Source organism: Sphingopyxis sp. BSN-002 (assembly GCF_022024275.1).
GTDB lineage: Bacteria > Pseudomonadota > Alphaproteobacteria > Sphingomonadales > Sphingomonadaceae > Sphingopyxis.
This window is the reverse complement of record NZ_CP091804.1, coordinates 2018837-2040160: the sequence shown is the minus strand read 5'-3', so window position 1 is coordinate 2040160 and position 21324 is coordinate 2018837. Positions and strand designations below refer to the sequence as shown.

20 protein-coding genes are annotated in these 21324 nt (G+C 67.4%); 5 read left to right on the top strand and 15 right to left on the bottom strand.

The annotated features are described in order from the left end of the window. Window positions 1–21 precede the first annotated feature (21 nt). Genes L7H23_RS09990 through L7H23_RS09980 form a run of 3 tightly spaced genes read right to left on the bottom strand, consistent with a single transcriptional unit; the run spans window position 22 to window position 1282 of the window. Window positions 22–489 carry an SRPBCC domain-containing protein gene (locus L7H23_RS09990; protein WP_237835739.1) on the bottom strand — a complete coding sequence of 156 codons (468 nt, stop codon included), beginning with the start codon at window positions 487–489 and terminating at the stop codon, window positions 22–24. Next, the gene (locus tag L7H23_RS09985) at window positions 486–812 is read right to left on the bottom strand and encodes a metalloregulator ArsR/SmtB family transcription factor (protein ID WP_237835738.1); all 327 of its coding nucleotides are present in this window, start codon (window positions 810–812) and stop codon (window positions 486–488) included. Before L7H23_RS09985 ends, L7H23_RS09990 begins: the two co-directional genes overlap by 4 nt. Beyond that, complete coding sequence (locus L7H23_RS09980) at window positions 809–1282, bottom strand: VOC family protein (protein WP_237835737.1); 474 nt, start codon at window positions 1280–1282, stop codon at window positions 809–811. The genes L7H23_RS09985 and L7H23_RS09980 overlap by 4 nt, the downstream gene beginning before the upstream one ends. 100 nt (window positions 1283–1382) lie before the next feature. Between L7H23_RS09980 and L7H23_RS09975 the strand changes: the two genes are divergently transcribed. Together L7H23_RS09975 and L7H23_RS09970 are read left to right on the top strand one after the other, a co-directional pair. Continuing rightward, window positions 1383–2309: a glutaminase gene (locus L7H23_RS09975; protein ID WP_237835736.1), complete on the top strand. Its 927-nt coding sequence runs from the start codon at window positions 1383–1385 to the stop codon at window positions 2307–2309. A 67-nt stretch (window positions 2310–2376) separates the two neighbouring features. Further along, on the top strand, window positions 2377–4776 hold the full coding sequence (locus tag L7H23_RS09970; protein ID WP_237835735.1) for a hypothetical protein: 2400 nt from the start codon (window positions 2377–2379) through the stop codon (window positions 4774–4776). A gap of 12 nt (window positions 4777–4788) precedes the next feature. On the opposite strand, the gene L7H23_RS09965 is transcribed toward L7H23_RS09970, so the two are convergent. Beyond that, on the bottom strand, window positions 4789–5199 hold the full coding sequence (locus tag L7H23_RS09965) for a septal ring lytic transglycosylase RlpA family protein (protein WP_237835734.1): 411 nt from the start codon (window positions 5197–5199) through the stop codon (window positions 4789–4791). A gap of 88 nt (window positions 5200–5287) precedes the next feature. Beyond that, the gene (gene gyrB, locus L7H23_RS09960) at window positions 5288–7831 is read right to left on the bottom strand and encodes a DNA topoisomerase (ATP-hydrolyzing) subunit B (protein WP_237835733.1); all 2544 of its coding nucleotides are present in this window, start codon (window positions 7829–7831) and stop codon (window positions 5288–5290) included. A gap of 106 nt (window positions 7832–7937) precedes the next feature. Here gyrB and L7H23_RS09955 point away from each other — a divergent pair, with 106 nt between their 5' ends. Beyond that, window positions 7938–8372, top strand: coding sequence for a hypothetical protein (locus L7H23_RS09955; RefSeq protein ID WP_237835732.1), 435 nt, complete (start codon window positions 7938–7940; stop codon window positions 8370–8372). Between the two features lie 10 nt (window positions 8373–8382). Here the strand turns inward: L7H23_RS09955 and L7H23_RS09950 are convergent, their stop codons facing one another. The 8 genes from L7H23_RS09950 to L7H23_RS09915 are packed head-to-tail and all read right to left on the bottom strand — an operon-like array spanning window position 8383 to window position 15651. Next, entirely contained in the window at window positions 8383–8898 is a 516-nt protein-coding gene (locus tag L7H23_RS09950) for a hypothetical protein (protein WP_237835731.1), read from the bottom strand. Window positions 8899–8900: 2 nt separating this feature from the next. Beyond that, the gene (locus L7H23_RS09945; RefSeq protein WP_237835730.1) at window positions 8901–9596 is read right to left on the bottom strand and encodes a nitroreductase; all 696 of its coding nucleotides are present in this window, start codon (window positions 9594–9596) and stop codon (window positions 8901–8903) included. Beyond that, complete coding sequence (locus tag L7H23_RS09940) at window positions 9583–10449, bottom strand: RDD family protein (RefSeq protein ID WP_237835729.1); 867 nt, start codon at window positions 10447–10449, stop codon at window positions 9583–9585. Before L7H23_RS09940 ends, L7H23_RS09945 begins: the two co-directional genes overlap by 14 nt. Beyond that, window positions 10446–11468 (bottom strand): stage II sporulation protein M, encoded by a 1023-nt coding sequence (locus tag L7H23_RS09935; protein ID WP_237835728.1) that lies wholly within the window; start codon window positions 11466–11468, stop codon window positions 10446–10448. Before L7H23_RS09935 ends, L7H23_RS09940 begins: the two co-directional genes overlap by 4 nt. After that, the gene (locus L7H23_RS09930) at window positions 11465–12781 is read right to left on the bottom strand and encodes a DUF58 domain-containing protein (protein WP_237835727.1); all 1317 of its coding nucleotides are present in this window, start codon (window positions 12779–12781) and stop codon (window positions 11465–11467) included. The genes L7H23_RS09935 and L7H23_RS09930 overlap by 4 nt, the downstream gene beginning before the upstream one ends. After that, the gene (locus L7H23_RS09925; RefSeq protein WP_237835726.1) at window positions 12778–13740 is read right to left on the bottom strand and encodes a MoxR family ATPase; all 963 of its coding nucleotides are present in this window, start codon (window positions 13738–13740) and stop codon (window positions 12778–12780) included. The genes L7H23_RS09930 and L7H23_RS09925 overlap by 4 nt, the downstream gene beginning before the upstream one ends. Then, window positions 13730–14962, bottom strand: coding sequence for a DUF4350 domain-containing protein (locus tag L7H23_RS09920; protein WP_237835725.1), 1233 nt, complete (start codon window positions 14960–14962; stop codon window positions 13730–13732). Before L7H23_RS09920 ends, L7H23_RS09925 begins: the two co-directional genes overlap by 11 nt. Beyond that, window positions 14959–15651, bottom strand: coding sequence for a DUF4129 domain-containing protein (locus L7H23_RS09915; RefSeq protein WP_237835724.1), 693 nt, complete (start codon window positions 15649–15651; stop codon window positions 14959–14961). Before L7H23_RS09915 ends, L7H23_RS09920 begins: the two co-directional genes overlap by 4 nt. Before the next feature lie 160 nt (window positions 15652–15811). Here L7H23_RS09915 and L7H23_RS09910 point away from each other — a divergent pair, with 160 nt between their 5' ends. Both L7H23_RS09910 and L7H23_RS09905 read left to right on the top strand, forming a co-directional pair. Continuing rightward, complete coding sequence (locus L7H23_RS09910) at window positions 15812–18019, top strand: alpha-ketoacid dehydrogenase subunit alpha/beta (protein ID WP_237835723.1); 2208 nt, start codon at window positions 15812–15814, stop codon at window positions 18017–18019. After that, window positions 18016–19062, top strand: coding sequence for an ACP S-malonyltransferase (locus L7H23_RS09905; protein ID WP_237835722.1), 1047 nt, complete (start codon window positions 18016–18018; stop codon window positions 19060–19062). The genes L7H23_RS09910 and L7H23_RS09905 overlap by 4 nt, the downstream gene beginning before the upstream one ends. A gap of 140 nt (window positions 19063–19202) precedes the next feature. Here the strand turns inward: L7H23_RS09905 and L7H23_RS09900 are convergent, their stop codons facing one another. Then, entirely contained in the window at window positions 19203–19889 is a 687-nt protein-coding gene (locus L7H23_RS09900) for a LuxR C-terminal-related transcriptional regulator (protein ID WP_237835721.1), read from the bottom strand. Between the two features lie 58 nt (window positions 19890–19947). Then, entirely contained in the window at window positions 19948–21318 is a 1371-nt protein-coding gene (locus tag L7H23_RS09895) for a HAMP domain-containing sensor histidine kinase (RefSeq protein ID WP_237835720.1), read from the bottom strand. Window positions 21319–21324: the final 6 nt, after the last annotated feature.

Sequence of the window (21324 nt, the reverse complement as noted above, 5' to 3'; positions counted from 1 at the left end):
CGGATGGGCGGGAGCAAGCCTTCAGCTCGCCTTGGCCATCTCCTTCAGCAACCCCCGCCAATGTTCGCCCAGCCGCCGCTGGAACAGCATCAGCTCGAAGCCGTGGCGTGCGGCATGTTGCTTCGGGATCATGTCCCAGCCGCGATGCTCGACGGTCACGCGCGTTTCGGTGCCGACCGCCTCGAAGCGCACATCGACCTCGGTCGCCTGATCCGCGGCGAAGCTCGGCAGACGCCAGCCGAAGGTCAGCCGCTCGCCCGGCAGCCAGTGGCGCACCGGCCCGATCTCCCATTCCTCGCCATCGTCGAAGCGCGTCACCAGCCGCCCGTCGGGCCCTGCGGGGTCGAAGCGCAGCACCCCGTCGCCCTTCGGCGACAGGGGGAAGAGCGGATGGCTTTTCCACCAGCGCCCGATTTCATCCGTGAAGGCCGCAAACGCCGCCTGCGGCGTGGCCGCAACGCGCAGCGCGACGATCACCGCCGCGCTCATTTGCCGCCCTCGACATGCGCCTTGAACCCCGCGAGCTGATGCGCCCAGCGCGCCTCGGTCTCGGCGATCCAGCGCTTCAGCTCGTCGGTCGCGCCGTCCTTCAGCGAATAGATGCGGACGCGCGCGTCGAAAGGCGGGTGCCCGTCCTCGACCAGCCCGCCTTCCTTCAGCGCGCGCAGATGCCGGCTCATCGCGGGCGGCGCGAGGCCAAGCTCGCCTGCAAGCTCTCCGGCGCTGCGCGGACGCTGTCCGAGCAGTTCGACGGCGCGCCGCCGCACCGGATCGGCGAGCGCGCCGAGTATCCGGTCGACCGCGCCGCTCAATCGTCGAGCCGCGTCTTCGTGGTGAAGCCGCCCTCGGCGTCCCATTCGTCGGCGGTCTTTTCCTCGACCGTGACGCCGAAGGTCCAGATATGCCCCTCGGGGTCCTTTGCGCGGTAGGTGCGGTCGCCATAGAATTGGGTTTCGGGTTCGGCGATGATGGCGGCGCCCGCGGCACGCGCCTTTTCACAATGCGCGTCGATGTCCTCGCCCGTGCCGAGCTGGACATGCACCGTCTGCGTGTTCTTGCCGCCGAGGTTCGCGGGGCTGCGGTGATCGTCGGACCATTCGTTGCCGATCATGATCGTCGAATTGCCATATTCCATTTCGCTGTGCGCCAGATTGCCGTCGGCATCGAGCAGCGCGAAGACGGGTTCGAACCCGAACGCCTGCTCCAGCCAGCGGAACGCCGCCTTGCTGTCCTTGTAGCAGACGGCGCTTGAAAGCCCCTTCGATCGCGGATGGTCGGCCATATCTCGTCTCCCGAGTCGTGCAGTTGGTTTCTCATATGTATAATATTTTCACAAAAATGAAAATACATGCAATCGCGAGCGAAGTTGCTAGGAAATGCGCATGACCGATCTCGCCCGCTGCGTCGCCGAAGCCTATGAAGTCGCCCTGCCGCATCGCGGGCAGGGCAAGGTCGCCGACTATATCCCGGCGCTCGCCAAGGTCGACCCGAACCGCTTCGGCTTCGCGCTCGCGCTTCCCGACGGTACCGTCCACACCGCGGGCGACGCCGATATTCCCTTCTCGATCCAGTCGGTGTCGAAGGTCTTCACGCTGGCGCTCGCGCTGCGCCGCGTCGGCAGTTCGCTCTGGGACAGCGTCGGGCGCGAGCCGTCGGGCAGCGCGTTCAATTCGATCGTCCAGCTCGAAAGCGAGGCAGGCATCCCGCGCAATCCGCTGATCAACGCCGGCGCGATCGCGACGACCGACCGGTTGATCGACGGCCGCGATGGCGATGCGACGGTCGAGGAAATCCTCACCTTCCTGCGCGCCCGCGCCGGCGACGACGGCGTCGCGATCGATCAGGAGGTCGCATCGTCCGAATCGCAGACCGGCGCGCGCAATCGCAGCCTCGGCTATTTCATGAAGGCGTTCGACAATCTCCGCCATCCGGTCGAAGACGCCGTCGGAGTCTATTTTCGCCAGTGCGCGATTGCGATGAATTGCCGCCAGCTTGCGAAAGCCGGGCTCTTTCTGGCCATGGAGGGTCGCGATCCGCTGACCGGCGAGCAACTGATCGAACCGCATCGCGCCCGGCGGATCAACGCGATCATGATGCTGTGCGGTCACTATGACAACAGCGGCGAATTCGCCTTCCGCGTCGGCCTGCCCGGAAAGAGCGGCGTCGGCGGCGGCATCCTCTGCATCGCACCCGGACAGGGTTCGATCGCGGTCTGGTCGCCGGGCCTCAACGAGGCGGGAACCTCGCTCGTCGGCGCGATCGCGCTCGAACATTTCGCCTATGCGGCCGGCTGGTCGGTTTTCGACTGAGATTTTGCGGGGGCTTGCGCCTTCCATGTGACAGTGTAACATCGTCGCCTCAACGGGGAGGGGCGCGATGAAGCGATATGCAATGGCGTTGGTGGCGGCGGTCCTGCTCGGGGGCGCGGCGTCGCCATCGGGGCTTGGGCTGTCGACGGCCCAGGTCGACGATTTCCTGACCGGCGGCACCTATTCGTCGTACAAACCGCAGCCGTTGACCCGGTGGGACGAGGAGGTCCGCGCCGCGCTGCGCGCGAAGAAGCGCGACGCCGCCGTTGCGGCACTGGCTTCGCGCTACGGCCTTTCGGAAGCGCAGATGACCGAACTGGTAAGCCTGTGGGTCCGGTCCGACAGCGCGGCTTTCGACTTTGTTGCCGCGAAGCCCGATCCGTCCGCGAAGGCGGCGATCCGGCAAAGAATGCTCGCGCTGGTCGGCGAGACCGGCCGGTCGGAGCTGGTGATCGAGGCGGCGGCGGTCGCGCTCGACCGGATCGGTGAATGTCAGGCCGCCGATTTCGACGCGCTGATCGCGGGGGCCACCGACCGCCGCCGCGATGCCTGGCTGATCGCGAACAGCGCGCCCTGCGGCGGTCATTTCCTTCGCGCGGCGCGTATGGGCGACACACCGTTCCTGCCGCCGCTCATCCGCGCCGCCGATTATGGCGTCCTGGCACCGGTCGATGCGCTGGCGCTCTATGCCGGGCTCGTATCGCCCGAAGCGCTTGCGCGGGTTGCCGACGGCGACCGCGACGCGCTGCACGCGCGGCTCGCCCTGCGCTATGCCCAGGAGCTGTTCAATACCGGACAGGCCGATGCGGCGATCGCGTTGATCGACTCCCGGCCTGCGCCGGTCAGGGCGTTGCTGCGCACCGGACAGATCGGTGCGGGAACCGCGACCGTCGACGGCGTGCCGATGACGCTCGACAAGGAGGACAACGCCCGCGCGACGATGCTCCATCTCGTATCGGCCTATGCCCTCGCCGGCCGCCGGGAGGATGCCGCCGCGCTCTTCGCCGAGGTCGGCGACCGGGCGGCGGCCGAACGGGCGTTTCGCTGTCGCTGGAACTCTGCGGCCGAAGGCAAGGCCTCGACCACTTGCCGCGAGCAAGAAGACCGGGACTGGCTCGGCCAGATGATGCTCGTTCAGCTACTCGATCATCCCGGCGACGACCCCTATCCGCTCGCCGAGACCGGGTTTTCGGGGCATGTTGCGGACGGCCAGTCGATTCCGGAGCTTGCATGCCGGATTTTCGATCCCGCCGCCTTCCCCGATATCTGTCCGGATGCCGAACGGTCGATCGTCTATGCGACCGAACTCGACGGCGAACATTATGACGCCGAAGAGAAGAAGGCGTTGAGTGCGGATCTGGCGGCGCTCGGGCTGCCGGTTTTCGTCGAGCGCCGCGCAGCCTATGACACGGCGCTGCGTGCGGTCGTCGCGCGTCTGAAACCGGACGACGATATCGTGCGCGCGGAGCGGGCGAGCGTCGATCCCGACCCCTTGCCCTTTGCTGCGCGACCGCTGCCCGACGCGATACGTTCGGCGGCGCGGCGGGCGCCGGCCTGGCCGAAGGACGCGGCGGCATTACCCCCCGATTTCCGGCCCGTGCGTTTCGAGCGCGAGGGGATGCGCGCGGCGGCGATCAGCCTGTCGCAGAATTATGATCCGGTCGGTGAGGTTTCGGGCGGCGGCTATTGGCTCCACCTGTCCGACGATGGCGGGCGCCACTGGAAGGCGCCGCTCTATACAGGCCTTGCCGACCGCTTTCCCTATGTGGTCCCGGCGGAAGCGCGCATGCCGCTGCTTGCGGAGGACGGTGCGATCAATCTCGAAGTCGAGGTGGCCTTGCTCGACACGGCCTCGATCACCTATCCGCCTGTGGCCCTCGCTACCCGCCGCAAGGAAAGCGATCTCTATCTCCGTCTGCCGATCGCCGATCTCGCGCGCGATTCCGACGGCGACGGATTTACCGACATTGCGGCGCAGCACCTGCTGCTCGATCGAACCGGCGTGGGCGCGCCGATGCTGATCGGCGCGACGAAGGCAGAGACCTGCGGGCCGATGAGCAACGCGCAAGGCGCGCGGATCGCCCTGCTGGCAAAATTGTTCGACGTTCACGCGGCCCCGATCGTCGAGCCGCTCGACATGTCGGGAGCCGATATCGGCCAGCGGATGGAGAAATGGGGCACGGCGACGATGGGCGCGGCGCGCCCGATCTTCCTGCTCGGCGATCCGGCCGATTTCGCCTGCCTGCAGAGCGACCAGCCGATCATCGTCTATTCGCGGGAGCACCAGAGCGCCCTTGCCGGAAAGAGTCCCGATTTTCATCCGGTGACGATGCCGCAGATCGTCTTCAACCGTGCGCGCGACCGCGGCTATGTCGAATGGTCGGCGGGCTGGACCGGCGGCACTTTCCGGCTGCGGTTCGAGAAGAATCGCTGGCAGATCGAAACGATCGGCAGCTGGATCACCTGACGCGCAGGCGGCTCAGTCGTCGAGCAGCGTCATGCGGACCCGCGCGGTGCCGCTGCGGTGCATGCCGATTTCCTTCGCGGCGGCCTGCGAGATATCGATCACGCGGCCGCGGCCCCACGGACCTCGGTCGTTGACGCGCACGATGACGCTCTGGCCGTTGGCGAGGTTGGTGACGCGGACCTTGCTGCCGAAAGGCAGCGAACGGTGCGCACAGGTGAAATCGTCGGGATCGAAGGCCTCGCCGCTTGCGGTGCGGTTTCCGGCGAGCTCGCGGCCGTAATAGCTCGCCATCCCGCTGCCGATATCCTCGCCGTTGACGACTTCGCCGCTGACGCTGCCGTCATCGTCACCGCCGTCCTGCTCCTGCGCGACTGCCGGCAAGGCCAGCAGCAGCGGCAGGGCTATCGCGATCAAGCGCCGCATATGTGCCTCCCCCTGTTGGGTATGTGCCAAAAGACAGCGCGGGCGGCCTTGTGCAAGCCGCCCGCGCCGGTTTGGTCAGTTTCTACGATCAGACGTCGAGGTTGGCGACGCTCAGCGCATTGGTCTGGATGAAGTCGCGCCGCGGCTCGACCTCGTCGCCCATCAGCTGTTCGAAGATGCCGTCGGCGACGTCGGCCTGCTCGGTGCGGACGCGGAGCAGCGAGCGGTTCGACGGATCGAGCGTCGTTTCCCACAGCTGTTCGGCGTTCATTTCGCCCAGCCCCTTGTAGCGGCTGACCGCGAGGCCCTTGCGGCTGTGCGCGAAGATCGCGTCGAGCAGTTCGGACGGGCGCGTTACCGGGATCGCCTTGGCGTTGGTCGCCGCGGGGACATCCTCTTCCTCGCCTTCGGCCGTCTCGACCTCGACCGCCGCGGCGCCGCTCGCCTTCACGAGGCGGCCGGGGCGCGCATAGGTTTCGGCCTGCTCGCTCGCCAGCTTGTGCAGGCGGCGCGCTTCCTGGCTTTGCAGGAATGCGGCATCGACCGCGTGGAGATCGCTGACCCCGCGCCAGCGGCGCTCGAGCGTATAGCCGCCGCCTTCGACCGCCTCGACAGTCCAGACGGCTTCGCCGCCGCCGGTCAGCGCGCCCTCGGCGGCATTGAGCCAGGTTGCCGAAGTCGCGGCAGCGCTATGGCGTCCCGCGGTGTCGAGGTCGGGGTCGAGCGCCCCGGCAAAGGCGAGCGCCTCGACGAGCCCGTGGTTCAGGCTGCGCGGCACATAGCGCATCAGCGCGCGCAGGCGCCGGCCATGCTCGATCAGGTCGCGCAGGTCGTTGCCCGACCGCGCGCCGCCCGGGGTTTCGAGCAGCAGCGCATCGATCCCGCCATCGACGAGGTAGTTTTCGAGCGCGGTATCGTCCTTCAGATACACCTCGCTCCGGCCCTTCGCGACTTTGTAGAGCGGCGGCTGGGCGATGTAGAGATGGCCGTTCTCGATGATCTCGGGCATCTGACGATAGAAGAAGGTGAGCAGAAGCGTGCGGATATGCGCGCCGTCGACGTCGGCGTCGGTCATGATCACGATCTTGTGATAGCGCAGCTTCTCGATGTTGAACTCGTCGCGGATGCCCGTGCCGAGTGCCTGGATCAGCGTGCCGACTTCCTTCGACGAGATGATGCGGTCGAAGCGCGCGCGCTCGACGTTCAGGATCTTGCCCTTCAGCGGCAGGATCGCCTGCACATGGCGGTCGCGGCCCTGCTTCGCCGATCCGCCTGCCGAGTCACCCTCGACCAGGAAGAGTTCGCACTTGCTGGGATCGCGCTCCTGACAGTCGGCGAGCTTGCCGGGCAGGCTCGCGATATCCATCGCGCCCTTGCGCCGCGTCAGCTCGCGCGCCTTCTTCGCTGCCTCGCGCGCCGCGGCGGCGTCGATGACCTTCTGGATCACCGCCTTCGCGTGCGCCGGATTTTCTTCCAGCCATTCGGTCATCCGGTCGGCCATCAGGCTTTCGAGCGGCTGGCGGACTTCGGAGCTGACCAGCTTGTCCTTGGTCTGCGACGAAAACTTCGGATCGGGCAGCTTGACCGACACGATCGCGGTCAGGCCTTCGCGCATATCCTCGCCGGTCAGGCTGACCTTTTCCTTCTTCAGCATCCCCGACTTTTCGCCATAGCCGTTGAGCGTACGCGTCAGCGCGGCGCGGAAGGCTGCGAGGTGCGTGCCGCCGTCGCGCTGCGGGATGTTGTTCGTGAAGCAGAGGACATTTTCGTAATAGCTGTCGTTCCACTCGAGCGCGACGTCGATGCCGATGCCGTCGCGCTCGCTGCTGATCGCGATCGGATCGGGCAGCAGCGCCGTCTTGTTGCGGTCGAGATATTTGACGAACGCCGCGATCCCGCCCTCATAGAACAGGTCGTGCGCGACATGCTCGGCGTGGCGCGCATCGACGATCTTGATGCGGACGCCCGAGTTCAGGAAGGCGAGCTCGCGGTAGCGATGCTCGAGCTTCTCGAAATCGAATTCGGTGACATTTTTGAACGTCTCGGTCGACGCCTGAAAGGTCACGCGCGTGCCCTTCTTGCCCGCCGGGGCGGGGCCGTTGACCTTCAGCGGGGCGACCGAATCGCCATGTTCGAAGCGCATCCAATGCTCTTCGCCGTCGCGCCAGATCGTCAGTTCCAGCCATTCTGACAGCGCGTTGACGACCGAAACGCCGACGCCGTGCAGGCCGCCCGACACCTTGTAGGCATTGTCGTCGCTGGTGTTCTCGAACTTCCCGCCCGCGTGGAGCTGGGTCATGATGACCTCGGCCGCCGAAATGCCTTCCTCGGCGTGGATGCCGGTCGGAATGCCGCGACCGTTGTCCTCGACGCTGACCGATCCGTCGCTGTTGAGCGTGATCAGGACGAGGTCGCAGTGCCCCGCGAGCGCTTCGTCGATCGCATTGTCCGACACCTCGAACACCATATGGTGCAGGCCCGACCCGTCGTCGGTGTCGCCGATATACATGCCGGGGCGCTTGCGCACCGCGTCGAGACCCTTGAGGACCTTGATCGAATCGGCGCCATAAGCGTTGGTGTTGGGCTGTTTGGAGGCGCTCTCGGGCGCGCCGGTTTCGGGCGTATCTGTCATATCGAGTATATAGGGTCGAGGGGCGCAAAACCCAAGCGAAAATGCGCCTCTCGCCGCTTTCCGATCGGCCGTTGCGCGGGGGCGTTGCGGCGGCTAGTTTCGGGCCATGAAACACAGTCTCCCGATCCTGTCCGTCGTCTCTCTCGCCCTCTCGCTCGCCGCGTGCAGCCAGGCCGCGCCGCCCGCCGACAATGCGCCCGCGGTTGCCGGCGAACCGCTTGCGACGCGTGCGGTGATGATCGGTACCGAAGGGCCGAGCCTTCCCGCCTGCGCGAGCACCAGCCGCGTCAAGGCCGGCGGCACCGACGTCTATTGGGCGCCCGGCGAAACGCGCGCGGTGAAGGCGAAGGTCGCAGGCGGCGCCAGCGTTTCGGTGTGCGAAGCCGCCGACAACGACGCCTGGTTCGGCATCGTGTTCGCCGCGCCGGGAACCGATCCCGACATGTGCGGAGTCGGAAAGGCCGTGCAGAACGCACGCGAATATCAGGGTCCGTGCCGCTGGGGCTGGATCAAGGGCGGATCGGTCCAGCTCGGCGCCTAGGCGCGCCGGTTTACCCCCGGCAATCCTCGATCACGCGGCCGATTTCCGACTGGACCGGTAGCGTCAGCCCCCTGCCGCCCGGCGCCTCGAGCGCGAAGCGGCCGCGGCTGAAGGCGATGCGGTCGAGGCGGATGTCGCGGCTCGGCACGTTCGCGGCGCCGCCGTCGAAGCGAAGCTGGTCGGTCCCCGCGCTGGTGCGCAGCGAGACATTGCCCTCCAGTGCGGAGGTCAGGCGGATGTTGCCGCCGCTGCACGCCATCGTCAGCAACGGGCCGGGATTGCCGGTCTGGACGAAGCTGGCGACGCGGCTCCCCGCGTCATAGCGCCATGCGCCGCGGTCGACCGGGCGATCCTCCCACGACCCCGTCGGGGTCGGGGCAGGCGCCGGCGCGGGGGGCGGTACCGGTGCGGGAGTCGGGCGCTCGGGCGGCGGTGCCTGCGGTTTCGGCACGGCGGTACAGCCGGCCATCGCGAGCATCAGCGGCAGCGCGATGCCGTATTTCGTCCACACCCGGTTACGCCTCATCTTCAGAAACCCTGCCAATCGATCACCTCTTCCAGCCCGACGCGCGGGACCGGCCACCGGTTCACCGCCGCGTCGGTATCGGCATGGCCGATCGCGAGCCCGGTGAAAAGAATCTGGTCCGCGCCGAGGCCCAGCGTTTCGCGGATCGTCGCCCCGTACATCGCCCAGCACTCCTGCGGACAGCTCGCGAGACCATTATCGACGAGCTGGAGCATCACCGATTGCAGCCACATTCCCATGTCCGACCATTGCGGCGGACCCATGATGCGCGAGCAATGCAGGAAAAGCATCACCGGTGCGCCGAACCCTTTGTAATTGTCCATGAATTGAGCGAGGCGGCCCGTCTTGTCCTCGCGCGGGATACCGAGCGACGCATAGAGCGCCTCGCCGACACCGAAGCGGCGCGCCTCCCACGGCTCGGTCAGCCCCTTGGGATAGATGTCATATTCGGGTTGATAGCCCTCGCGTCCCATCGCGATCCGCGCCGCAACCGCGTCCTTGACGCGCTGCCAGGCTTCGCCGGTCACGACGGTGACCTGCCACGGCTGGAGGTTGCCGCCCGAGGGTGCGCGCTGCGCGTTGGCGAAGATCGTCCGCAGCAGGTCGGGATCGACCGGCTTGTCCGAAAAGGCACGGACCGAGCGGCGGCGGTGCAGGGCGTCGGCGACCGATCCGGGGAGAGCGTCACTCGCTGGCATATTTATCCTCTCGTCTTTTGCCGAGCAGCAGGCCGCGTTCGAGCCGCGCTTTCAGCTGCCGGTAATAGCTCAGCAGGAAGACGTCATCCTCTTCCGCGACCGGGCGCCCGATCTTCGCGCGGATCGTGTCCGCCACCTCGCGCATCGCGCGCGCATCTTTCGTGCGCAACACGCGTTCGAGTTCCTGCAGTTCGAAAATGCCATAGACCGCGAGCTCGGCGTCGCTGAACTGCATCGCCTGCGCGTCCTGTGCGGTGGCGATATCGCTGTCCAGCTTGACCCGCTGTGCCATCACGACCCATGTGCCGGCGATCAGGTCGCCCATCCGCATCCGGTCGCGATTGAACAGCAGGAACAGGCTGAGCGTCAGCGACCAGACGACCCCCGCGACGACGATCCAGCCCGACACCGTGTCCTCGGCCGTGCCGTTGCCGAGCATCATCAGCGGCAGGAACAGCTCAAGCTCGCGGATCAGGTTGCGCGCGACCACCGCGTCGGCCGTCAGCCGCCCGCCGTCGCGCGCGACGACGCGGATGCCCATCAGGCGTTTGCCCGGTGTCGCGGCGCGTGAGCCCAGCTCGAACCCGATGAACCAGAAGGTCCGCAGCAGGAAGAAACCCAGCATCCAGATGGTCACGGCGATGCCTTTGCCACCGGCGACGCCGACCCAGATCATGAACAGCGTGAAGAGCAGCAGCGCGGCGGAGATGATGATCAGATCGGTGATCAGCGCGCCGAAGCGCAGCCCGGCACTCGCGATCCTGAGTTGCAGGTCGACGCCCTCCGGCGTCACGAACTGGCGGATTTTCCTGGCGGTCGCGGTGCGCGCCCTGGCATTGGCGGCGGCGGTCATGCGACGTCCTCGCGGCGTGGGATGTAATAATAGGCGAGCCAGAAGAGCAGCATCAGCGTGCCGATGCCGTACCGCAGCAAAGTGTCGGTGATCAGCTGGCGCCCGAAGCCCTCCAGCAAGCCGGCGACGAGCAGCATCAATATCACGCCGACCATCACCTTGCCCGCCGTTCGCCCTGCGATCGATGCCGCTTCCAGTCGTCCGCGCGCGCCGGGAAAGACCACCGCCGTACCGATCCGCAGCCCCGCGGCGCCGGACAGGGCCGCGGCGAACAGCTCGGTCGTGCCATGGATGAACAGCCAGCCGCCGAAATCGAACCCCAGCCCCTTGCCTGCGAACACCGCCACCATCGCACCGAGGCTGATACCCTGATAATATTCGAGCATCATCGTCGGTACGCCGAAGGCGAAACCGAGCGCGAAGGACATGATCGACACGCCGCTGTTGTGCGTGAACAGGAAGGCCGCGAAGATGTGCAGCGCATCTTCCTCCTTGTCCGCCGCGGCCGCCTTGCCGTGGCCGATCGTCGATTGCAGGAACTCGACCGTCGCACGCGGATCGCGCCCGCCCGACATGCCTTCGTCGACGAAGTTGAAATACCATTCGGGGTTATGCGCGACGAGCGAATAGCTGGTCAGCGCTCCCAGAACGATAACCAGCGCGATGATGATCGTTTCCTTCCACACGGCGCGCACGGCGGCGGGCCAGTCATAGAGGAAGAAACGGCGGGTGCGGCTCCAGCGCGTCTCGCGCACCCCATAGACGAGGAAGTAGCCGCGGATCGACAGCGCCTCGAGATGGTCGAGCAGCGCCTTGTCGAGGCTGGTCGCGCGCGCGATCGACAGCGAGGACAGCGTCGCGCGATAGAGGATCGGCAGTTCGAGCAGCTCCTCGCTCGTCAGTGCCTTTGCGCCGCGCTTTTCCAGCCTGGTCAGCAGCAGGTCGAACGCGATCCAGTCGGCCTCGCGCTCTTCGCGAAAGCGGCTCGTCGAAAAAGAGGGAAGACCGGCGGCGCTCACAGGCTGCCTGCCCGCTTGATGCCCAGATAGGCTTCGACCACGCTCGCGCCCATCGCGTCGGCGGGCACTTCGAGCACGTCGACGCCCAGCCGCTGGAGCCGAGCGATCACCAGCTGGCGGTCGCGCAGCATCGCCGCGGCGACGTTCGACCGGGTGATATCCGCCGCGCTTTCGGGTCGGCGGCGTTCCTCTTCCTCGACCTCGTCGTCGCGGATCACGACGAACAGCAGCCGGTGCTTCTTCACCAGCCTGCCGGCCGCACGGATCATCAGGTCGGCGCTCGTCGCGTCGGTGAATTCGGTGAACAGGATGATCAGCGAGCGGCGGTTCAGCTCGGCCGACAGCGTCATCAGCGCGAGGGTGAAATTGCTCTCGACCGGCGCATAGTCGATCTTGCTCGCGGCGCGCTGCAACGCCGGGAAGTCCTGGATGTGCAGATAGGCGGGGGTCAGCGCCTGCGGCTTGGCGGCAAAGGAAAAGAAACTGATCCGGTCGCCGAGCTTGAGCCCGGCATAGGCGAGCAGCAGCGCCGCCGACACCGCGCGGTCGACGCGCGGCATCCCGCCGACGGGCTCGGCCATCGTGCGTCCGGCGTCGATCGCCAGAACGACCCGATTGTCGCGCTCGACGCGATATTCCTTGGCGAGCAGCTTTACGTGCCGTGCGGAAGCGTTCCAGTCGATCGAGCGCCGGTCCATGCCCGCCTGATATTCGGCGAGCGCCTCATATTCGGTGCCCTCGCCGCGGATCTGCTGCTGGCGGAGGCCGAACCAGCTGTTGCGCTGGAACAGGCGGCTACCTTCCTCGCTGACCGACCGCAGGCTCGGCACCACCGTGATTTCGCGGGCGAGCTGGAAGCGGCGCTGCTTCCAGACGAGCCCCAGCGGCCCCGCCCAGCGCATCCACAGCGCCCAGATCAGTGCCTGTCCGCGCCGCGAGGCGGTGAGCGGGAGCGTGCGGACAAGCGCGTTCGCGTCGGCCGCCTTCACCATCTCGTCGGCCAGCCGACCCCCGGGGGCGAGCCGCTCGTCGAGCTGGAGCGCGATTTCGGCGCGGCGCGGCACGCCGCCGCCGCTCGTCGACAGCCTGAGGTCGAACGGATCGCCGACCCCGACCTGATGCGGCACCTGCGCGTCGAGCGCGAGGCGGCGCGGATTGGCGCCGAGCATCGCGTCGAGCAGCAGTCCGAAAAACAGCAGGCCGATCCACGCCGGCGCGACCACCCACAGGTCGGGACGCAGCAGCCCGAGCGCCAGCGCCAGCGGGGCGCCAAGCAGCAGGAGATAGATCGCGCGGCGGGTCGGATAGATCAACGCGGGACTTCCTCGCGTTCCACAAGGTCGGCGATGACCTGCTCGACGTTCCGGCCCTCGATCTCGGCGGCCGCCGACAGGATGACGCGGTGGCGGAGCACGCCTGCGGCGAGCCGCTGGACGTCGTCGGGGATCACATAGTCGCGCCCTTCGAGCGCCGCCGCGGCGCAGGCGGCGCGTGCCAGCATCGTCGCGGCGCGTGGGCTTGCGCCGCATTCGAGGTCGGCGCTCGCGCGCGTCGAGCGGATCAGGCGAACGATATAGTCGACGACCTCTTCCGCGAGACGCACGGTCGCGATCGCATCGATCGCCGCGCCGATCGCCTTGGCATCGGTGATCTTTTCGACCCCGAAATCCGAAACCGACGGGCTTTTGAAGCGTCCGCCGTGATCGGCGACGATGCGGCGTTCCTCGTCGGCGTCGGGATAGTCGACGACCAGCTTGAACAGGAAGCGGTCGAGCTGCGCTTCGGGCAGCGGATAGACGCCTTGCTGCTCGATCGGATTCTGCGTCGCGAGCACGGTGAAGCGCGGGCTCATTGCATGCGGTTCGCCGTTGATCGTCACGCGCCGCTCCTGCATCGCCTCCAGCAGCGCGGCCTGCGTCTTGGGCGGGGTGCGGTTGATTTCGTCGGCGAGCAGCAGCTCGGTAAAGATCGGGCCCTTGGTGAGCGTGAAGCTCGACGTCTGGAAGTTGAACAGGTTCGACCCCAGGATGTCGCCGGGCATCAGGTCGGGAGTGAACTGGATGCGCCCGAAATCGAGGCCGACGGCGCGGGCAAAGGCCTGCGCGAGCAGGGTCTTCGCGGTTCCCGGCGGCCCTTCGAGAAGCACATGCCCGCCCGCGAGCAACGCGATCGTCACCATGCGGGTCAGCGGGCCCTGCCCGAACACGACCTTGGCGACCTCGCCCTCGATCGCGGCGCCCAGCGCCTTCACGCTATCGATCTCAGCCGTCACGCAATAATTCCTTTCTGATGTCGTGCAGCGCCTGTGCGTCGCTCAAAAATTCATGCCGGTTCCGCGCAAGCGCCAGCCGCCGCGCGAGAGCCGAAAAAAGGTTGCCGCCCTTCAGCCGCTTGTCGATCCATGCGTCGGTCGCCTCGGCGTCGAGCCCCGAGGGCGCATGCAGGCGCCGCGCGATCGCGAGGCGCTGGCTGTGGACATAGGCGTCGGCGCCGTCGAGCTCGCGCCGCGCCTGCTTGATCAGGTCGGCGCTGTTCGCGATCAGCGCCGCCTTCGAGATCGGAATCGCGCGGCTCGGCGTCAGTGCCGGACCGAAGCGCATCCAGGCCTGCCATAGCGCGAGCAGGCCTGCCGCGATGAGGCACAGGGTGATCCCGATGAAGGGCGGAACGAAGGCGAAGCGGAGCAGCGAGCGCTGGCTGCCGAACCCGTTGAGCGTCAGGTCGAACGCCAGCAGGTCGGCGTCCGCATCCTCTCCCACCGCGTCGATAAGCATCGCGGCGGCCTCGGCCCTGTCGCGCGAGGCAAAGGCCAGATTGTTGATCAGGTCGGGATCGGCGAGAATATAGACATTATGGTCCTTCGCGATCGCCAGCACTGCGCCGCCGTTCGCTCCCGCGATCAGCGGAACCAGCCCGTCGCCTTCTACGACCTGTGCATCCTCGGGCAGATAGGCCGTGAAGGGACGGCCGGCGATTTCGGCGGCGATCTTCTGCGCCTTGGCGCTCTGCGCGCCGATGGCGACCTTTCCGAACAGGCTCTCGGGAAGCAGGGCGTCGGGCGGGGCGACCGGAAAGCCATGGCTGACCCATCCAGGCTTCTTCGTCTGGCCGGGAAGCCGCATCGTCTGCCATTTGGGAAGGACGACGAGGACATGGTCATCGCCAGCACCGTCGAGCAGCGCCTTCATTTCCTCCGGCTTCGTCCCGTGCGTCGGCGTCAGCACGAGCAACGCTTTCGAATCGTCATCTACGGTCTTTTTTTCGCTGCGGCGCAGTTCGACCGTGCCGCCCGACCGCTCGAGCAGATCGACGATAGCGGCATAGCCGGGCGCGGATTTCGACAGCGCATGACCGCCACCGTCGTTGCCGCTCGACAGTTGCGGGCCGAGCGCGATCAGCGCCCAGAGCGCAACGAAGGCGATGATGCCGACGATCACCACCCCGGCAATCATCAGCGGGTTGAAACCGCCCGTGTCGGAAGTCCGCCCGCTCATGCGCGCGCCCAGTTCTGCGGCACGGTCAGCTCGGCATAGGCGCTGCGGCACTCGCTCCACGCGCTCTCGTCGATCGCGCGGCCGCCGAACAGGCTGATCTCGACCGCGCGGGCGATCCGGCTGAACGCGGTTCGCGCGACCGACGGCAGGTCGTGCGCCTCGGCAAGCTCGCGCGAGGTCATCGCCGGGCGGACGAGGCCGGGCCGGCGATTCTCGATGTCGTCGACGCTGCGATAAAGCAGCAGGTGGATCGCCTCGGCGAAGCGGCCCGCGGCGGCGAGCGCATCGGCATCGGCCAGACGCGCGCGTGCGCGCCCGGCTTCGGCTTCGCCGACGACCTCCTGCTCGACTTCACGCCGCTTTCTGCCGAACCGGATATTGTCGACCCAGTCGGCGAAGGCGGGCACGAAATGATAGAGAATGAAGAGGAGCAGCACGGCGGCGCCGATCCATGCGAGCGGTTTCAGCGCCGGTGCGCTCCATTCGAAGAAATCGCGCAGCCAGCCGAAATCCCAGTCGGGCCTTTCGGGCCGAGGTGGCGGAGGCGGGAAGCTGGTCTGTATCTCGCCGCCCGCGACCGTCTGGCTATAGGCCGGTCCCGCAAGCTCGGGATCGATGAGCCAGCCGCCGCTCCCGTCGGACGGTACATCGGCCGCGGCTGCCGCTTGGGCGATCCACAGCGTCATCATGTTGAAATCAGTGCCCCGCCCCGATGCATCATCGGGTCAAGTGGTAGCGCGAGGCTGCGCGATAAGGCAAGAGATGCTTGCGCGCCGGGGTGCCCCGTTATAGCGCGCGCCCCACAGGACCGATGGTTGCCGGTGCAACCTTATGGCGCGGTGACGGAGGATGTCGGTGGACGCGGCGCAGGCAGTACATGAGAAATTCCTTGGCGCGCTGGCAAACGGCTCGCTGGCTCGCCGCGATGGTTCGCCCGACCCCGCTGCCATCGGCCTGTCGCGCGCCGACGCGACCGACATCTTCCTCTCGCAGCTGACCAGCCGCCAGATGGACCGGCTGTCGCGCCATCTGCAGGCGCGTGGCGAGGGCTTCTATACGATCGGCTCGTCGGGGCATGAGGGCAATGCGGCGGTCGCTGCGGCACTGCGCGTCACCGACATGGCGTTCCTCCACTATCGCTCGAACGCCTTCCAGCTCCACCGCGCGCGGCAGCTTCCGGGCGAGAGCGCGACCTGGGACATGCTCCTGAGCTTTGCGGCCTCGTCGGAGGATCCGATTTCGGGCGGACGCCACAAGGTGATCGGATCGAAGCCGCTCAGCATCCCGCCGCAAACCTCGACGATCGCCTCGCATCTGCCGAAAGCGGTCGGCGCCGCCTTCTCGGTGGGCATCGCGCGCCGGCTCGGCCGCAAGGATCTGCCGCTTCCCGACGACGCCGTCGTGCTGACGAGTTTCGGCGACGCCTCGGCGAACCATTCGACCGCGCAGGGCGCGTTCAACACCGCGGGCTGGGCGGCCTTTCAGGGCACGCCGATGCCGCTGATCTTCCTCTGCGAGGACAATGGTATCGGCATTTCGACGCGCACGCCCACGGGCTGGATCGAGGCGCAGTTCCGTCATCGCGCCGGGCTTCATTATATCCAGTGCGACGGCACCGACCTCGTTTCGGCCTATGCGGGCGCGTGCGAGGCGGCAGACTATGCGCGCCGCTATCGCAAGCCCGTCTTCCTTCATATGGCCACCGTCCGGCTCTACGGGCACGCCGGTTCCGACGTGCAGGGCGTCTATCTTCCGAAGGCGCTGATCGAATCGGACGAAGCGCGCGATCCCTTGCTCGCGGGCGCGGCGCTGATGGCCGAACAGGGCTGGATGACGCCCGCCGAGATCGCCGAAACCTATGAAGAGATCGGCGCGACGCTCGCGCGGCAGGCCGAAGCGGCGATCCTGCGGCCGAAGATCACGACCGCCGCGCATGTGATGGACAGTCTGATCCCTCCCTCCCGCGAAGTCGCGCGGCCGAACACCCCGTCGGCGGAGGATCGCGCCACGATGTTCGGCAGCGATGCCGGCCAGATGGACAAGCCGATGCACATGGCGCGGCTGCTTTCGTGGGCGCTCGCCGACCTGATGCTCGCGCATGAGGAAATCGCCGTCATGGGTGAGGATGTCGGGCCGAAAGGCGGCGTCTACAACGTTACCGCGAAGCTCCACCAGCGCTTCGGCCCGGCGCGCGTCGTCAACACCCTGCTCGACGAACAGGCGATCCTCGGGCTCGCGATCGGCATGGCGCACAACGGCTTCGTGCCGATGCCCGAGATCCAGTTCCTCGCCTATGTCCACAATGCCGAGGACCAGATCCGCGGCGAGGCGGCGACCCTCAGCTTCTTCTCGAACGGCCAGTACACCAATCCGATGGTGATCCGCATCGCGGGGCTCGGCTATCAGAAGGGTTTTGGTGGCCACTTCCACAACGACAACAGCCTGGCGGTCTTCCGCGACATTCCGGGCGTGATCCTCGCTGTCCCGTCGAACGGCCGCGACGCGGTGCACATGCTCCGCGAATGCGTCCGCCTCGCGCGCGAAGAGCAGCGGGTGGTCGTCTTCGTCGAACCGATCGCGCTCTACATGACCCGCGACCTTCATGAGGAAGGCGACGGCCTCTGGACCAGCGTCTATGAGGCGCCGGGCGACGGCACGCCGATCCGTTTCGGCGACGTCGGCATCCATGGCGACGGCACCGACCTTGCGATCGTCACCTATGGCAACGGCTATTATCTCTCGCGCCAGGCCGAAAAATTGCTCGCCGCCGACGGTGTGAAGGCGCGCGTCATTGATCTGCGCTGGCTTAATCCGGTCGACGAGGACAAGCTCGTCGCCGCCGTCGGCGACGCGAAGCGCATCCTGATCGTCGACGAATGCCGCATTACCGGCTCGCAGAGCGAGGCGCTGATGGCGACCTTCGTCGAGCGCACGCCCGGCAAGGCGCTCAAGCGCATCGCCGCCGACGACAGCTTCATCCCGCTTGGCAAGGCTGCGACGCTGACGCTGCCGAGCCGTGACAGCATCTACGCCGCCGCGAAGGAGTTGCTCGCATGAGCGCGCGGCGGACCGCGCTCGTCGTCGCACCCGGCCGCGGCACCTATGGCAAGGGTGAACTCGGCAGCATTGCGCGACTCCACGGTGCGCGCTTCACCGACCTCATTGCGAACTTCGATGGGCAGCGCCGCGAGCGCGGCCAGCCGACCGTCACCGAACTCGATGGCGCCGAGCGTTTCAGTGTCGCCGAACATATGCGCGGCGATGTCGCGGCGCCGCTGATCTACACCGCGACCGCGCTCGACTATCTGAGCATCGATCGCGACAGATTCGATATCGTCGCCGTCGCGGGCAATTCGATGGGCTGGTACAGCGCTCTGGCGCTCGGCGGCGCAGTGTCGGTCGAAGACGGCTTCCGCATCTCGAACGCGATGGGCCTCAACAGCCAGACGCACGGACCCGGCGGGCAGATTTTGCTGCAGGGGGTCGACGAGGACTGGCGACCGGTTCCGGGTCTGCGCGAGCAGCTGTTCGCGCTGGTCGATGCCATCGACGCGCGCCCCGGCCACGACCTCGCGCTCTCGATCGACCTTGCGGGCATGCTCGTCTTCGCGGGCAATGAGGAGGGCCTCGCTGCGCTGCTGGCCGAAGCGCCGCCGACTCCCGGCCGCGATCCGCTCCGCCTCGCCGGTCACGGCCCGTTCCATACGCCGCTGATGTTCGGCAGCTCGGACAAGGCGAAGGCCGAGCTGCCCGCCTCGCTTTTCGGCGGTCCCGCGATCCCGATGGTCGACGGCCGCGGCCATATCTGGCGACGCTTCGCCAGCGACCCCACGCAGGTCTGGGACTATACCTTCGGCCATCAGATCCTCGCGCCCTATGATTTCGCGCTCTCGGTACAGATCGCGGTCAAGGAGTTCGCTCCCGACGTCATCATCCTGCCCGGTCCCGGCGACACGCTCGGCGGCGCGATCGCGCAGTCGCTGATCGCGATCGAATGGCAGGGGATCGCCGGCAAGACCGATTTCATGGCGCGGCAGGCATCGGACCCGATCCTGCTTTCGATGGGCCGTGCCGAACAGCGCGCGCTCGTAACCGGATAGTCCCCGCACCCGTTGGGCCGACGAAAGTGGAACTACCTCCGCCGGCCCCGTTGGGAATCGCGGTCAGGTGGGGATGACCGCGAGCGTGAACGGAAACATCTGTGGGGACCAACTCACAGATGCGGCTCCGTTCCCGTCCCTTATAGGGAGCCAATCGCGCCCCCGGCCGCGATGGTTCCGTCAGATGCACCGAAATGGAGAGGATTGCGTTGCGCCATCTCGGCGGTGAACTGCAGCCGCAGCAGTTCGGCGACGCTGCCGGCGCCGGCGCGGCGCATGATATTCGCGCGGTGAACCTCGACGGTACGCGGACTGAGCGCGAGCCGCCGCGCGATCGCCTTGTTGCCGAGCCCCGATGCGATGCCCTCCAATATGTCGCGCTCGCGCGGGGTCAGGGCGGCGAGGCGCAGTTCGGCCTCGCGTCGCCGCGCGAGCATCATCTGCCGTTCGCACCAGCCTTCCGCCGCGCCGTCGATCGCGCGGCGCACGAGCCGCGGGTCGAGCGGCGCGGGAAGCAGATCATGCGCTCCGCCGCGCAGGATCAGGCGCGTTTCCTCGATCGTCAGGCGGCTCGCCGCGACGAAGATCGTCACGTCGCCGCGCTCGCCGACCCGGTCGAGCAGCGCCGCGCCGCCCAGGTCGCCGGGCTGGTGCCATGCAAAGAGCAGGATTGCGCAATCGGCATCGGCGCCCGCCTCGAACCACGCCGCCGCGCTCGCGAAGCTCCGCACGATCCGCCCGCCGCCCTCGGCAAGGACGCGAAAACAGGCCGCACGCTCGGTCGCGTCCGGCAGGATCAGATGGATATGGCCCCCGTTTTCGGTCACGCGCCCAAATTGATGCGGGAGCTACGCAGAGCCTAGCGCGACTCCATCGGCTTCGGCGTCAGTCCGAAGCAATCGGCAGGCGCAGCGTCACGGCCATGCCGTGCGGGTCGGCGCGTCCGATCGTCATCGTGCCGCCGTGCATATGCGCGATCGTCTCGACAAGCGACAGGCCGAGCCCTGCGCCCGATCCGCCGCGCGCGGGATCGAGGCGGACGAAGCGCCGTGCCGCCTCGCCCATCTGGTCTTCGGATATGCCCGGCCCGTCGTCGCTGACCGACAGCGCCACTTGGGACCCGTTTTGCGCCGCCGCCAACCGGATGGTCGATCCGCCGACAGCATATTTCAGCGCATTGTCGATCAGGTTCGACAGCGCACGCAGCAGCATCTCGCGATGCGCGACCACCGCCAGATCGGCTGGTGCGGCCACCGCGATTGCAAATCCCTCATCCTCGGCGAGCGGCCCATAGACCTCGGCCAGATCCTCGAGCAGAGGCGCGAGCGCGAAGTGCGCGAACTGGTCGCGGCCGATCCCCGCCTCGGCGCGGCTGATCTCGAGCGCTGTGTCGAGCAGCCGGTGCAGGCTGTCGGCCTCGTCGATCGCGCCCGCCAGTGCGACGGTCGCTTGCGCGTCCCGCGTGCGGCCGAGCGCCTGTTCGAGCGTCGCCTTCATCCGCGATACCGGGGAGCGCAGGTCGTGCGCCATCGAGTCCGTGACCATGCGCAGCTCGCCGACCAGCGCCTCGATCCGCTCGAGCATCGCGTTGATCGAGGTGCCCAGCCGGTCGAAAGCGTCGCCGGTCTCGTCGCGCTCGACCCGTGCGTCGAGCTTACCTGCCGCGATCGCTGACGCGGCGCGGGCAAAGGCGTCGACGCGCCGTGCCAATATCCAGGCGGCAACCCACGCGACGATCGCCGCGAGCAGGATGCCGGCCGCAAGGGCATAGAGGAACGCCGCCTGGCTCGCCCGCGCCAGCTGCGCCTGCGCCTCGAGTACCTCGCCGGTCAGCAGGACGCGGCCGCCTTCGAGTGGGGTCGTGACGATCCCCATTTCCTCGGCGGCAAGCCCGCCTTCGCGGAACAGGCTGATCCGCCTCCAGCGTTCGCCATTGCCCACCGTTGCCGGCCATTGCTTCAGATTGCCCGCGATCGCCGTGCCGTCGGGGCCCTTCAGCAGCACGACGAAATTCCGGTCGTCGCGGACGGCCAGCCGGTCGCGGATCGCACGCACCAGTCCCGCTTCGCCTTCCTGCCGATATTCCTCCGCGAAATCGTCGCGGGCGACCTCGGCGGCGGTCCGCGCGTCGGACAGGATCGTCGCGGCGGTAAAGCGGTGGATGACGGTCAGCCCCAGCGCCAGCGCCGCGACCTGCACCAGCAGCAGCGCCAGCGCGAGCCGGAAGGTGGTCGACTGGAAGAACCCCCGCCGCATCGGGCG